Raw genomic sequence first — 13,845 nt, forward strand, 5'->3', positions numbered from 1 at the left:
TAATCGCCGGCTTACCTCGCCACCCTGGCGACTGGGCAACACAGGAAGCAAAGCAATGGTCAAGATCCGTCTGACGCGCGGCGGCGCCAAGAAGCGTCCGTTCTACCACATCATCGTGACCGACTCGCGCAGCGCGCGCGACGGCCGCAACATCGAGCGCGTGGGTTACTACAACCCGGTCGCGACCGGTGGTGAGCAGCGTGTCGTCCTCGACACCGAGCGCGTCGACCACTGGGTCAAGAACGGCGCCCAGATGAGCGACAAGGTCCGCGCCCTGTACAAGGAAGCGGGCAAGGCTGCGGTCGCCGCTGCCTGATCCATGGGCCGCGCCTACGGGCGCGGCCATGCCGAGATGAACGATCCGACGCGCCAGCCTCCCCAGCGGATGATCCAGCTGGGCAAGGTCCATGGCGCGTTCGGCGTGCGTGGCGAGGTGAAACTCGAATCGTTCACCGAGCCGCGCAGCGCGATCTTCCGCTACCAGCCCTGGGTGCTGCGCGACGGCCGCGGCGGGGAGCGCACGCTGTCGGGCGCGCGCGGTCGCGAGACGCCCAAGGGCGTGGTCGCCACGCTGCCCGACATCGCCGACCGCGATGCCGCCGAGGCGGCGCGCGGGCTGGAAGTCTGGGTGCCGCGCGAGGCGCTGCCGCCGCCTGCGCCGGGCGAGTACTACTGGGTCGACCTCGAGGGCCTGCGCGTGCGCAATCTCGAGGGGGTGGACCTGGGAACGGTGTCCCATCTGTTTTCGACCGGTGCCAACGATGTGCTGGTCGCCCAGGGCGAACGCGAGCGCATGATCCCGTTCGTCGTGCCCGACTATGTCGTCTCGATCGACTTCGACGCCGGCCTGGTGACGGTCGATTGGGACGCGGATTTTTGAACGCCGCGCGACGCGATTGGTGAGCGGACGATCCAGGTCGTGGCCTGCGAAGCCGCGCCACACCCAGGATCGGCAGTCGCAGCCGTCTCGTCGTTCGTGATCGGGAGGGAACGTCATGTCGTCCGAAGCGCAAACGCATCCCGCCTCCCGAGCCGCCGCGCACGGCGGCATCCGCATCGATGTCGTCAGCCTGTTTCCCGAGTTCATCGACCAGGCGGCCGCAGTCGGCGTGGTCGGACGTGCGCGTGAGCGCGGGCTGGTCACGCTGCAGGGCTGGAACCCGCGCGATTACGCGCAGGGCAATTACCGGCGGGTCGACGACCGGCCGTTCGGTGGTGGTCCGGGCATGGTGATGCTGATCGAGCCGTTGCGGGCCGCGCTCGCTGCCGCGCGTGCGGCCGACCCGGCGTCGGCGCGGACGATCTACATGAGTCCGCAGGGGCGGCCGTTGACCCAGGCCAAGGTGCGCGAACTGGCGGCGTTGCCGCGGCTGATCCTGCTGTGCGGCCGTTACGAGGGGGTCGATGAGCGGCTGCTCGAGGCCGAGGTGGACGAGGAGCTGTCGATCGGCGACTACGTGCTCTCGGGCGGGGAACTGGCCGCGGCGGTCGTCGTCGATGCGGTGGCCCGGTTGCAGGACGGCGCGTTGAACGATGCCGATTCGGCGGTGCAGGACAGCTTCGAGGGCGACGGCTTGCTCGACTGCCCGCACTACACCCGGCCGGTCGACCATGCGCTGGGTCGGGTGCCCGACGTGCTGCTGTCGGGCAATCATGCCCAGATCGCCGCCTGGCGTCGGCAGCAGTCGCTGGGGCGCACCGCCGAGCGGCGCCCGGACCTGCTCGACGAGTCCGCGCTGGACAAGGCCGACCGACGGCTGCTCGCGGCTTGGCGGGCCGAGCGGGAGCGGGATCCGGACGCCTGAGCGCTGCGGCGACGGCAGTGGCATTCGCCGAGCGCCTGGGCTTATAATGCGCGGCTAACCGAAACAACGGGCCATCGTGCCCGCCATGCCAGAGCGTGCGTCCACGTGCACCACGCCTACAACGACTCCAACAGGCCAAGACCATGACCACCAAGCCCTCTCTGAACACCCTGCTGCAGGAATTCGAAAGCGCCCAGACCGCGCGCGAGCTTCCCGACTTCGGCCCCGGCGACACCGTCGTCGTCAACGTCAAGGTCAAGGAAGGCAACCGCGAGCGCGTGCAGGCCTACGAAGGCGTGGTCATCGGCAAGAAGAACGCCGGTCTGAACTCCGCGTTCACCGTGCGCAAGATCTCGCACGGCTACGGCGTCGAGCGCGTGTTCCAGAGCCACAGCGCGCAGATCGAGTCGGTCGAGGTCAAGCGCCGCGGCAAGGTCCGCGCCGGCAAGCTGTACTACCTGCGCGGCCTGGAAGGCAAGAAGGCGCGCATCAAGGAAGACCTGTCGGCATCGGCGAAGGCCAAGAACGAGAAGGCCCGCGCCGACAAGGCCGCTGCTGCCGCTGCACCGGCGCCGGCTGCCGAGTAACTCCGGCCCGGTTTCGATGTCGCACGACGGCCGCCGCAAGGCGGCCGTCTGCGTTTGTGGCCTCGGACCTGGATCTCCGACATGCCGCCCGTCGACCGAGCATCGCGGCTTGATTTGGCGGGCGACGCACCGATATCGGACCGATGAACGAAGCCCCGGGCTCCCATGCCGTCGACAGCGTCCGTCTGGATCTCTGGCTGTGGGCGGCGCGTTTCTTCAAGACGCGCGCATTGGCCAAGCAGGCGATCGAGACCGGCAAGGTCGATGTCGGTGGCCAGCGGGCCAAGCCCGCGCGTGCGGTCCGCATCGGCGATGCGCTGCGTGTGGTCCGGGGCGAGGAAGTGTTCGAGGTCGTCGTGTCTGGCCTGTCGGACACGCGCGGACCGGCCAGCGTGGCGCAGGGCCTGTACACCGAATCGGAGGACTCGCGCGCTGCACGCCTGGCGCGTGTCGCCGAGCAGCGCGCACAGCGCGCCGGCTATCGCGCGCCGGAGCACAAGCCCGACAAGCGCGCCCGGCGATTGATCCGGGCCCTGGGCGATATCGACGCGCTGTAGCATCGGCACGGGTTGGAGGCGGGAATCATGTCCGAACGCGCGACACGGCTGCTGCGTCTGCTCGATGACCTGCGCCGTCGGCTCCTGCCGGTCCCCGGACGCGAACTGGCCGACGCGTTGGGCATCAGCCTGCGCACCCTGTATCGCGACATCGAGGCCTTGCGCGGGCAGGGCGCCGAGATCCATGGCGATCCCGGCGTGGGCTATCAGCTGCGCCCCGGATTCCTGCTGCCCGCGATGATGTTCTCCGACGAGGAGCTCGAAGCGCTGGTGCTGGGTGCGCGCTGGGTCGGCAGCCACGCCGATCCGGAGTTGGCGGACGCAGCCACGCGTGCACTCGATCGCCTGGTCGGCGTGTTGCCTGAAGCGTTGCGCTTGCAGGTGGAAACCAGCGGCCTGTTCGCGCCGCACTGGGCGCCATCGCAGCCCGAATCCTGGCTGCCGATCCTGCGGCGCGCGATCCGCGGCGAGCGCGCATTGCGCATGCACTACGCCGATGTCGCCGGGCGTGGCAGCGTGCGCACGATCTGGCCGTTCGCGATGGCCTTCCTGTCCGAGACCCGCCTGCTCGCCGCCTGGTGCGAGGCGCGCGGCGATTTCCGCCACTTCCGCGCCGACCGGGTCGTGTCGTTGGAGGACACCGGCGTTCGTTACGCCGTGCGCCGCCACGAGCTGCTGCGCAGATGGCATGCCCAGCGGCGTGCCGTGCAGCACACGGCGCCGGCCGGCGGCGACACTGCTGACAGCCGCTGACAGCGGGGCCGCGGAGACTGGCGGTTCCTTCCAGACCGAGCAGGCCCGATGACCGACACACTGACCTTCTACACCCATCCGATGTCCCGGGGCCGCGTGGCCCGCTGGATGCTGGAGGAAACGGGGCTGCCCTATGAAGAGGTGCTGCTGGAGTACGACACCAGCATGAAGTCGCCGGCCTACCTGGCGATCAACCCGATGGGCAAGGTGCCGGCGATTCGCCATGGCGAGACGGTCGTGACCGAGAACGCGGCGGTGTGTGCCTATCTCGCCGAACTCGTCCCCGATACGCAACTGGCGCCACCGCCCGGTTCGCCCGAGCGGGGGAGCTACTACCGCTGGCTGTTCTTCCTCGCCGGGCCGCTCGAATCGCTGCTCACCGCGCAGGAAACCGGCGCACTCGCATCGGCGCGCGCGGCCGGCTACGGGAATCCGGACGACGTGATGCGGACCTTGGAGCAGGCGGTGACCGGCAGGACGTTCCCGGCCGGCGAGCGGTTCAGTGCGGCGGATCTGTACATGGCCGCGATGATGGGCTACTACATGCAGATCGGCGCGCTGCCATCGCGGCCGGCCTTCGTCGAGTTCGCGCGCGTCCACGCCGCACGTCCGGCGGCCCAGGCGGCTGCGAAGCGTGACGATGCCCTGGCGGCGCAGGTGCCGGCAGCGAGCTGACGCCGGGCCGCGGACGGCCGCATTGTGCGGCCGTCCGCGTTGCCTGCGCCGAAGCAGATCAGCGCAGGTCGAACCGGTCGAGCTGCATCACCTTCGCCCACGCCGCGACGAAGTCGTCGACGAACTTGTCCTGGGCGTCGTCGCTGGCATAGACCTCGGCGAGCGCACGCAGCACGGCGTTGGATCCGAACACCAAGTCGACGCGGGTGCCGGTCCACTTCACTGCACCGCTTAGACGATCGCGACCCTCGAACACGTCGCGCGCCTTGGAGCGGGGCGACCAGGCGGTGTCCATGTCGAGCAAGTGGACGAAGAAGTCGTTGCTCAGCACGCCCGGTCGGTCCGTGAACACGCCATGCCGGGCGTCGTCGACGCCGATGTCGAGCACGCGCAGGCCGCCGACGAGCACGGTCAGTTCGGGGGCGGTCAGTGTCAGCAGCTGCGCCCGGTCGATCAGCAGCGCTTCGGCGGGAATCGCCGAGGGCCCGGCCAGGTAGTTGCGGAAGCCGTCGGCGACGGGTTCGAGGACCGCGAACGATGCGACATCGGTCTGCGCCTGGCTCGCATCGGTGCGGCCGGGCGAAAACGGCACGGCAATCTCGCGGCCGGCCGCCTTCGCCGCCTGCTCGATGCCGGCATTGCCCGCAAGCACGATCAGGTCGGCCAGCGACACCTGCTTGCCGCCCGGCGCGCCGAGGTTGAACGCGCGCTGGATGCGCTGCAGTACGTCGAGTACGCGGGCCAGTCGCTCGGGGCGGTTGACCGCCCAGTCTTTCTGCGGCGCCAGGCGGATGCGTGCACCGTTGGCGCCGCCGCGCTTGTCGCTGCCGCGGAAGGTCGACGCCGACGCCCACGCTGTGCCGACCAGCTCGGGCACCGTCAGGCCCGATGCCAGCACCTGTGCCTTGAGCGTTGCCACGTCGGCCTCGTCGATCAACGGGTGCTCGGCCTCGGGCACCGGGTCCTGCCAGATCAACGCCTCCTTCGGGACTTCGGGGCCGAGGTAGCGCGCACGTGGGCCCATGTCGCGGTGGGTCAGCTTGAACCAAGCGCGGGCGAAGGCATCGGCGAAGGCCTGTGGGTTCTCGAGAAAGCGCCGCGAGATCTTGCCGTACGCAGGGTCGAAGCGCAGGGCCAGGTCGGTGGTCAGCATTCGCGGCCGATGCTTCTTGGCCGGGTCATGCGCGTCGGGCACGATGTCGCCGGCCTCGCGGGCGACCCACTGGTGCGCACCGGCGGGGGACTTCTCCAGTTCCCACTCGAAGCCGAACAGATTCTCGAAGAAGTTGTTGCTCCACAGCGCCGGTGTCGTGGTCCAGGTCACTTCCAGGCCGCTGGTGATCGTGTCGCCGCCCTTGCCCGAGCCGAAGCTGCTGCGCCAGCCCAGCCCCTGTTCCTCCAGGTCGGCGGCTTCGGTTTCTGCACCGACATGCTCGGCTGGACCGGCACCGTGGGTCTTGCCGAAAGTGTGGCCGCCGGCAATCAGCGCGACCGTTTCCTCGTCGTCCATCGCCATGCGGCCGAAGGTATCGCGGATGTCGTGCGCGGCGAGCAATGGGTCGGGGTTGCCGTCGGGGCCTTCCGGGTTCACGTAGATCAGCCCCATCTGCACCGCGGCCAGCGGACGTTCGAGCCGGCGCGTGTGGACATCGCCGTCGGCATCGTCGTCGGACACCAGCACCGCCGCGTCGCCGGGTTTCTCGACACCCTCCGAGCCGTGTGCATAGCGCACGTCGCCGGCGAGCCAGGTCGTCTCACGGCCCCAGTACACGTCCTGGTCGGGCTCCCAGGTGTCCTCGCGCCCGGCCGCGAAGCCGAAGGTGCGAAAGCCCATCGTTTCCAGCGCCACGTTGCCGGTCAGGATCAGCAGGTCCGCCCAGGAGATCCGTCGGCCGTACTTGCGCTTGATCGGCCACAGCAGTCGCCGGGCCTTGTCGAGATTGACGTTGTCGGGCCAGCTGTTGAGCGGGGCGAAGCGCTGCTGGCCCCGGCCGCCGCCGCCGCGGCCATCGCCGGTGCGGTAGGTGCCGGCCGCATGCCAGGCCATGCGGATGAACAAGGGGCCGTAGTGGCCGAAGTCGGCCGGCCACCAGTCCTGGGAGTCGGTCATCAGCGCACGCAGGTCGCGCTTGAGGCCGTGGTAGTCGAGCGTCTCGAACTCGGCGGCGTAATCGAAATCCGCGTCCATGGGATCGGACTTCGACGAATGCTGGCTGAGCAGATCGACCCGCAACTGGTTCGGCCACCAGTCTCGGTTGCTCGTGCCCTGGACCGCGGCGTCGTGATGGAAGGGGCATTTGGCTTCGGTGGACATGGGGCTACCTTGTCGGTCGGTGGCGCGCGGCGCGATTGCGGGACGCGCGCGCGGAAGTTCGGAAAGGGTCGGGCGGCGCCAGGCAGGCAAGCCGGGGCGGGAACTCAGTCGCCGGCGTGCGGCGCTGGCGACGCGGTGGCACCGGTAACGGGCGAGGGCGCAAGGTGCATGGTGGGCGGGCCGATCTGTATGGGAGAGCCCGCAGATTAGACGCGTCGATCAGGAAGTTGAAATCGATTGTTTTCCTGAGTTCGATAGGTTGAAGCTATCGAATAGGGTCCCCGGCCCCTCGCGTGACGGCAATCTCGCCGCGGACGGTTGCACGCGGGTAGGCGCGTCAAGGCACGGCATCCGCTTGAGCGCCCGCTGGGCACCGCGGCCATCGCGACCCGAACGCAGCGGGAAGTCGCCGCGTCCGACGAGCGCCGGGGGCACATGCGACAGCGGGACCGGGACGCGGCATGCCGCGCCGATGACGCGCGACAGCGATCCCGATCGATCGCGCGGGAGGCTGCCGCTTACAACAAGGTCTTGAGCCGGTACAACGCCTCAAGGGCTTCGCGCGGCGTCAGCGCGTCGGGATCGATCCCGGCCAGCGCCTCGACCGCGGCCGACGGCGGCGCGAACAGACCGATCTGCTGCGGCGCGCCGAGTGCATCGGCCGACATCGGCGGTGCAGGCGCATCGTGGCGCCGCTGTTCGAGCTCGGCCAGCCGCGCCCGGGCGTCGCGCACGACCTGTTTGGGCAGGCCGGCCAGTGCTGCGACCTGCAGACCGAAGCTGCGGTCGGCCGGCCCGTCCTTGACGGCGTGCATGAACACCAGCGTCTCGTTGCCCTGCTGGTCGCGATGTTCGACCGCGTCCAGGTGCACGTTGGCGATGCCGCTGCCGGGTTGCGCCAGCGCGGTGAGTTCGAAGTAGTGCGTTGCGAACAGCGTGTAGCTGCGGTTGCGGCCGGCGAGGTGGCGCGCGCAGGCGTCGGCCAGCGCGAGTCCGTCGTAGGTCGAGGTGCCGCGGCCGATCTCGTCCATCAGCACCAGCGACGCGTCGGTGGCGTGGTGGAGGATGTAGCTGGTCTCGGCCATCTCGACCATGAAGGTCGACTGGCCCTTGGCGAGATCGTCGCCAGCGCCGATGCGGGTGAGGATGCGGTCGATCGGGCCGATCGTCGCGCGGGCTGCCGGCACGAAGCTGCCGATGTGCGCGAGCAGCACGATCAGCGCGTTCTGGCGCATGTAGGTGCTCTTGCCGCCCATGTTCGGGCCGGTGATGACCAGCATGCGGCGGTCGCCGAACTCGGGGCCGTCGCCGAGCACCAGGTCGTTGGGCTCGAAGGGGGCGCGCCGCACCGCCTCGACCACCGGATGGCGGCCGCGCTCGATGCGCACGCCCGGATGCGCGTCGAGCTGCGGGCGCGACCAGTCCAGCGCCTGCGCGCGTTCGGCGAAACAGGCGAGCACGTCGAGTTCGCTGAGCGCGCCCGCGCATTGCTTGAGCGTGTCGAGGCTGGCGTTGAGCGCGTCGAGCAATTGCTCGTAGAGCAGGCGTTCGCGGGCCAGCGCACGCTCGCGTGCCGACAGCACCTTGTCCTCGAACTGCTTGAGTTCCTCGGTGATGTAGCGCTCGGCATTGGTCAGCGTCTGCCGCCGTGTGTAGTGCGCCGGCGCTTTGGCCGAGTGCGCTTTGCCGATCTCGATGAAGTAACCGTGCACCCGGTTGTAGCCGACTTTGAGCGTGGCGATGCCGCTGGCCTCGCGCTCGCGCGCTTCCAGATCGACGAGGAACTGGTCGGCGTTGGTACTCAACCGGCGCAGCTCGGCCAGTTCGGCATCGTAGTCGTCGGCGAACACGCCACCGTCGCGCGCGAGCACCGGCGGCTGCTCGACCAGGGCCGTGGCCAGCAGGTGGGCCTGCTCGCCGTGCTCGCCGAGGGCGTCGTGCAAGGCGCGCAGGCGCGGCGAGTCGATCGCCTGCAGGGTCGTGCGCAGGTCGGGCAGCAGCGCCAGGCCGTCGCGCAGCGTGGACAGGTCGCGCGGCCGCGCCGAGCGCAGCGCGATGCGTGTGAGCACGCGTTCCAGATCGCCGAGCGCACGGAAGCGCTCGCGCAGCGCGATATCGGCGCCGTCTTCGATCAGCGCCTCGACCGCGTGCAGGCGCTCGCCGAGCACACCGCGATCGCGCAGCGGCCGGTGCAGCCAGCGGCGCAGCAGGCGCCCGCCCATTGGCGTGACCGTGCTGTCGAGCACGCCGAGCAGGGTGTTACGGGTGTCGCCGTCGACGCGGGTGTCGAGTTCGAGGTGCCGCCGCGTGGCGGCGTTCATCGCGATCGCGCCGTCGCCGCTTTCCACCGCGATCGAGGTCAGGTGCGGCAGCCGCTGCTTCTGGGTCTCCTCGACGTAGCCCAGCAACGCGCCGGCTGCGGCGATCGCCAGCGGCCGGTCGTCGATGCCGAAGCCGGTGAGGTCGTGCAGGCCGAAGAACTGCAGCAACTGGCGGCGGCCCGAATCGGCGTCGAACAGCCACGGCGGCCGCCGGCGCATGCCGCTGCGCTCGGCCAGGAACGCAGGCCAGCCGTCTTCGTCGGGCACCAGCAGCTCGGCCGGGTCGAGCCGCGCCAGCTCGGCCTCCAGCGTGTCCTCGTTGGCGCATTCGCAGACCAGGAAGCGCCCGCCGGCCAGATCCGCCCAGGCCAGCCCGTAATGGCCGGCGCGATTGCGCGCGACCGCCATCAGCAGCGTGTCGCGACGCTCCTGCAGCAGCGCCTCGTCGGTCACCGTGCCCGGCGTCACGATGCGCACCACCTTGCGTTCGACCAGCCCCTTGCTCGCGGCCGGGTCGCCGATCTGCTCGCAGATCGCCACCGACTCGCCGAGCGCGACCAGCCGCGCCAGATAGCCTTCGGCCGAGTGGTGCGGCACCCCGGCCATCGGGATCGGCGCGCCGGCCGAATTGCCGCGCTGGGTCAGCGTGATGTCGAGCAGCCGCGCCGCCTTGCGGGCGTCGTCGTAGAACAGCTCGTAGAAATCGCCCATGCGGAAGAACAACAGCACGTCCGGGTGCTCCGCCTTGGCGGCGAAGAACTGCTGCATCAGGGGCGTGTGCTGGGGGGCGGTCATTGCGTCTCGGGAGGGCCAGCCGGCCGGCCATTTTGCCTCAACGCCCGGCTCCCCGCCGCCGGCCGCTAGAGCTGCTCGAGGAAATCGACGATCGCCTCGATCTCTTCGCGCTGCAACCCGAGGGGTCGCAGCAGCGGATCGGGACGCGGAAACGTCGGATCGTCGCGCTGGGCGGCCGTTGGCCGCGGCGCCGGCATGCCGGCGTCGTACGCGCGCACCACGCCGAGCAGATGGGGGAACAGACCGTTGTGCATGTACGGCGCGGTCCGGGCGACGCCGCGCAGCGACGGCGTGCGGAACTTCCCCGCGTCCGCCGGATCGCCGGTAACTTCGTAGCGGCCCAGGTCCTGCCTGCGGCGGCCGTGGAAGTGCAGCCCGAGATTGTGGAACGCGTGGTCAGTCATCTCGGGGCCGCTGTGGCAGTTCATGCAGCGCGCCTTCGTGCGGAACAGGTGCAGGCCCCACAGCTGGCGATCGTCGAGCTGGTCGTTACGGCCGGCGAGGAACCGATCCAGCCGCCCGGTACGCGGTGCGAGGCTGCGCTGGAAGGTCGCCAGGGATCTGGCGATCAACTGCGCGTCGATGCGATCGCTGCCGTAGGCGTCCGCGAAGGCAGCGCGGTAGGCCGGATCGCGCCGCACGCGCCGGATGGCCGGGGCCAGCGACCGGTTCGCCATCTCGCGCCCGTCGACCAGCGGGTGCAGCGCCTGGTCTTCGAGCGAGGCCGCCCGGCCGTCCCAGAACAGCGTACGCATCCAGGCGCTGGTCGCCACCGAGATGGCATTGCGGCGCCCGGCCTGGCGGTCGTGCCCGAACGATACACTGCGCCCGTCGGCCCAGCCCAACTGGGGGTCATGGCAGTTCGCGCAGGCGATCTGGCCCGAGCGCGACAGCCGCGGGTCCTCGAACAGACGCTTGCCGAGCGCGATGCGCTCGGGCGTGGGCGGGTTGTTGGCCGGTGTCGGGGGCGTGCGTGGCAGGGGTGCAAGTTCTTGCCAGGCCACGCCCGGATCGACGTGCGGCGCCGGCCAGCGTTCGCGAGGTTGCGTGTAGACACGGCGCAGGCAGGCGAAGTCGACAGGCGGCCCGCCCGTCCGCTGGCGGTTTGCGCAGGCGTCAGGGGCGCTTGCCGCCGCCGAAGGCATCGTCGGCGACGCCGCGTCCGTCCACGTCGCAAAGACCAGGAAACAAAGCAATGCCGGCAGCGTGCGATGACGATGCGGGCGGGGGCACGGTCGCATGGTCAGGTTCAGAAGCGGTACCCGGCTTCGAGCCAATAGGTGCGTCCCGGTTCGTACAGGGTATTGATCGTGGTGGTCACACTGGTCATGCGATTGCGCTGATTGAAGACGTTCTGTGCTTCCACCCGGATATAGGCTTCCTGCCCGTCTCGCAGGGGCTGGGTGTACTCGAGCGTCGAGTCCAAGGTCCAGGTGCTCGGGTTGTGTCGTTCCTCGATGACGTCGACCGAGACTGTCTGCCCGTTCTCCTCCAGCACGTCCTCGCCCACGGTGACGAAGTTCAGGTGGCCGGCGCGATAGCGCAGGAAGTTGCTCCACGACAGACGCAGCGCCTCGAAGCGGGTCTGTGTGGACAGACGTGCGGTCCACGGCCGGTTGAAGCCGTCCTGGGGCAGTTCATAGGCATGCATCAGCGTGCCGTTGTAGCGGACCCGGCGGTTATAGGTCCCGTCTTTGAAGCTGACGTCGTAGTTGGCGTAGTTGCGGCGAATATCGGTATGGTCGGCGGCCAGGCGCGCCGTGGTGTGCGTATCGCGCCAGTGCCAGGTCGGCATCTCGACCGCCAGCGTGACGGTTTCGCTGTCGCTGCGGCCGGTGTTGACGTAGCGGTAGACATAGGACGAGAAGAATCCGGTGTCGTCGTCTGACGCGACGCGCTCGCGCATGATCTCGTCCCGCCCCTGGCGCCTGACGTACTTGAGGTCGGCGACGTAACCTTGCAAGCGTTGGCGGACACCGAGATTGACCTCGTCGCTGTAGGGCACGTGGAGCGTCTCGAAGCGATTGTTCGCAGTGAAGGCCTTTTTCGTCCGCCAGCCATCGGCAACCGTCGTGCGCGCGTACTCGGTCTGCAGATTTTCGCGTCCTTCACGCAGCTTCATGCCAAACAGGCTGCGGCCGTAGTAGCGATTGACGCCACTTGTGACCAGGGTGTCTCCGCTGCCGAACACATCCCAGCTCGCCGCCAGGCGCGGCGCCAGGGTGTTGCGGTCCATCAGGTCGTCCATGTCGAAGCGCAGGCCTGGCCGCAGGCTCACGCGGCCGAGTTGGATATCGTCCTGCACATAGGCGCTGAACTCGCGTACCCGCACATCGAAGCGACCGGCCCGATAGAGGTTGTGCGTACTCTGGAACTGGCCCTGGCCGGCAATCACGCGATTTGTCTGCGTACGATAGACCGGTGCCAGTGAGCACGACACGGTGTCCTCTGTGCCATCCGGACCGGTGCAGGAGGTCGTGGGTCTCGGACTGATGTAGCTGTGATGATCGTTGAGGCGGTGATACTGCGCATGGCGGTCGCGAAGGTCGACACCGGCCTGTAGGCGGTGTTCGGTTCGCCCCCACCGGAGGGGCGCGCGTTGTGCGCCGAACGACGCCGTGATGTTGCGCGTGCTCTGATCGATATTGCCCCAGTTGCCCTCAATGGCGTTTGTGTTCCCTTCGGGAGTCCAGTTCTTGTCTTCCGAACGCGCCCAGGTCTTCCAGTAATCGATCGCCGCGTCGACGCGACGCGAACTGTCGATGTCGCTGTAGCCGAGGCGGCCATCGAAGGTCCAGGCATCGCCACGCCACGACCCAGTGAGATTGGCGACCGGCCCGCCCTGCTGGAGTTCGAACCAGGAGTCCTTCGCGTTCTTGGTGAAGTAGAGGTCGTTGCTCGGGGCATAGGTGATGCCTGCGCCGATCTCCAGTCGATCGGTCGGTGCGTAATTGGCGCGCAGGCTCACACTGGTATTTTCTCGCCGCTGTTCCTTGACGTTGGCATCGCTCGAGCTCATCTCGCCGTTGCTGTAGGCGCGCAGGGGAATATCCGAACGCGTACGGCTGACGGTGCCGATCAGGCCGATGCCCCGTGTCGTACGCCCCTCGAGCATCGCGCCCAGCTTGTACTTGTCGTATACCGGCTGGTTGGTCCACGTGTCCGATTCGACGAAGGCCTGCTCGTTGCCCTCCGGGACGATGAGCTCGTTCCACACCGAGCGCGACATACGGAACCAGGTCTTGCCACCGAACGCCGAGTTGGCACGCCGCGTTTTGGCGTCGACCACGCCGCCAGTGAAGCCGCCGAAGGCGGCCGGAACGTTGCTGTCGTAGACCGTCAGGCGTTCGAGCAGGTCGGTGTCCAACGCGATGCCCTGGGCGGGGCTGGGCACACTGTCAACGAGGTGAGGGTTCGATGGAGAGCCGCCCCCCGGGTCGAGGTCGTTGTTGAACGAGACGCCGTCGACCAGCAGCAGGTTCTGGTGGAACAGACCGCCATGGATGCTGATGTCGGCCGGCCGGATCTCGCCCATCTGTCGCGACGAACCAATGCGCGCATCGTCGAACTGCACGGCCGGGTTGATCCGTAGCAGTGTGCCGATGTCGCCATTTCCCTTTGGCTGTTGCTGGATATCGGCCTCGTCCAGGGTCATGCCTTCCTGATAGCGAAGCATCCGCTGGCCGGGCACGCGCAGCGGGCCGAAGCGCAGCGAGGTCGCGGATGGCACGTCTTCGCCTGTCGCGATCGGCGCGGTGGCGCGGTGATCGGACGGAGCGGGGGCGGTGGCGGTGGCGGTGGCGGTGGCGGGGGACTGTCCGGCGGCATGGGCGGACATGGCGAGCAGGCCGATCGAAACGGCCAGGGCGAGGCGGTGCATGCAAGGTTCCTGTCAGCGAAGAGACGGGCGGGGATGCCCATGTGCTGGCGAGGAAACCTGGAACGGCCCTGATGCTGGCGGCGCGGCATGATCGCGCGATGGCGGCGACGGGTCAATTCCCTGAATGCGCGACGCGCGCGTGCGAATGCGGTAAAACA

General features: G+C 68.8%; 11 protein-coding genes. 7 read left to right on the forward strand and 4 right to left on the reverse strand.

What is annotated here, in order from left to right; translation table 11 throughout:
* The first annotated feature begins 55 nt into the window (after positions 1-55).
* From rpsP to ABE487_RS08645, 7 genes are all read left to right on the forward strand, one after another.
* Positions 56-316: a 30S ribosomal protein S16 gene (gene rpsP / locus ABE487_RS08615; RefSeq protein ID WP_047136289.1), complete on the forward strand. Its 261-nt coding sequence runs from the start codon at positions 56-58 to the stop codon at positions 314-316.
* 36 nt (positions 317-352) lie between these two features.
* Entirely contained in the window at positions 353-880 is a 528-nt protein-coding gene (gene rimM / locus ABE487_RS08620; RefSeq protein ID WP_346447596.1) for a ribosome maturation factor RimM, read from the forward strand.
* 169 nt (positions 881-1,049) lie between these two features.
* On the forward strand, positions 1,050-1,805 hold the full coding sequence (gene trmD / locus ABE487_RS08625; RefSeq protein WP_346447595.1) for a tRNA (guanosine(37)-N1)-methyltransferase TrmD: 756 nt from the start codon (positions 1,050-1,052) through the stop codon (positions 1,803-1,805).
* A 143-nt stretch (positions 1,806-1,948) separates the two neighbouring features.
* Entirely contained in the window at positions 1,949-2,392 is a 444-nt protein-coding gene (gene rplS / locus ABE487_RS08630; RefSeq protein WP_183426030.1) for a 50S ribosomal protein L19, read from the forward strand.
* 143 nt (positions 2,393-2,535) lie between these two features.
* Complete coding sequence (locus tag ABE487_RS08635) at positions 2,536-2,949, forward strand: S4 domain-containing protein (RefSeq protein ID WP_346452226.1); 414 nt, start codon at positions 2,536-2,538, stop codon at positions 2,947-2,949.
* Between the two features lie 27 nt (positions 2,950-2,976).
* Positions 2,977-3,702 carry a YafY family protein gene (locus ABE487_RS08640; RefSeq protein WP_346452225.1) on the forward strand — a complete coding sequence of 242 codons (726 nt, stop codon included), beginning with the start codon at positions 2,977-2,979 and terminating at the stop codon, positions 3,700-3,702.
* Between the two features lie 48 nt (positions 3,703-3,750).
* Positions 3,751-4,377 carry a glutathione S-transferase family protein gene (locus ABE487_RS08645; RefSeq protein ID WP_346452224.1) on the forward strand — a complete coding sequence of 209 codons (627 nt, stop codon included), beginning with the start codon at positions 3,751-3,753 and terminating at the stop codon, positions 4,375-4,377.
* Between the two features lie 58 nt (positions 4,378-4,435).
* Here ABE487_RS08645 and katG read toward each other — a convergent pair whose 3' ends face one another.
* The 4 genes from katG to ABE487_RS08665 all read right to left on the reverse strand — a co-directional run bounded on the left by katG (position 4,436) and on the right by ABE487_RS08665 (position 13,687).
* A complete protein-coding gene (katG, locus tag ABE487_RS08650) occupies positions 4,436-6,691 on the reverse strand; it encodes a catalase/peroxidase HPI (RefSeq protein ID WP_346452223.1) in 2,256 nt (751 codons plus the stop codon).
* A gap of 518 nt (positions 6,692-7,209) precedes the next feature.
* Positions 7,210-9,807: a DNA mismatch repair protein MutS gene (gene mutS, locus ABE487_RS08655; protein ID WP_346452222.1), complete on the reverse strand. Its 2,598-nt coding sequence runs from the start codon at positions 9,805-9,807 to the stop codon at positions 7,210-7,212.
* A gap of 65 nt (positions 9,808-9,872) precedes the next feature.
* Complete coding sequence (locus tag ABE487_RS08660) at positions 9,873-10,811, reverse strand: cytochrome c peroxidase (RefSeq protein ID WP_346447570.1); 939 nt, start codon at positions 10,809-10,811, stop codon at positions 9,873-9,875.
* Positions 10,812-11,056: 245 nt separating this feature from the next.
* Complete coding sequence (locus ABE487_RS08665) at positions 11,057-13,687, reverse strand: hypothetical protein (RefSeq protein WP_346452221.1); 2,631 nt, start codon at positions 13,685-13,687, stop codon at positions 11,057-11,059.
* Positions 13,688-13,845: the final 158 nt, after the last annotated feature.

It is taken from the genome of Luteimonas sp. TWI596, assembly GCF_039674105.1.
Lineage (GTDB): Bacteria > Pseudomonadota > Gammaproteobacteria > Xanthomonadales > Xanthomonadaceae > Luteimonas.

Bases quoted from the DNA above. Each gene is read 5' to 3' on its own strand.
- rpsP (WP_047136289.1), top strand. From the start codon at position 56: ATGGTCAAGATCCGTCTGACGCGCGGCGGCGCCAAGAAGCGTCCGTTC.
- rimM (WP_346447596.1), top strand. From the start codon at position 353: ATGAACGATCCGACGCGCCAGCCTCCCCAGCGGATGATCCAGCTGGGC.
- rplS (WP_183426030.1), top strand. From the start codon at position 1,949: ATGACCACCAAGCCCTCTCTGAACACCCTGCTGCAGGAATTCGAAAGC.
- ABE487_RS08635 (WP_346452226.1), top strand. From the start codon at position 2,536: ATGAACGAAGCCCCGGGCTCCCATGCCGTCGACAGCGTCCGTCTGGAT.
- ABE487_RS08640 (WP_346452225.1), top strand. From the start codon at position 2,977: ATGTCCGAACGCGCGACACGGCTGCTGCGTCTGCTCGATGACCTGCGC.
- ABE487_RS08645 (WP_346452224.1), top strand. From the start codon at position 3,751: ATGACCGACACACTGACCTTCTACACCCATCCGATGTCCCGGGGCCGC.
- katG (WP_346452223.1), bottom strand. From the start codon at position 6,691: ATGTCCACCGAAGCCAAATGCCCCTTCCATCACGACGCCGCGGTCCAG.
- mutS (WP_346452222.1), bottom strand. From the start codon at position 9,807: ATGACCGCCCCCCAGCACACGCCCCTGATGCAGCAGTTCTTCGCCGCC.
- ABE487_RS08665 (WP_346452221.1), bottom strand. From the start codon at position 13,687: ATGCACCGCCTCGCCCTGGCCGTTTCGATCGGCCTGCTCGCCATGTCC.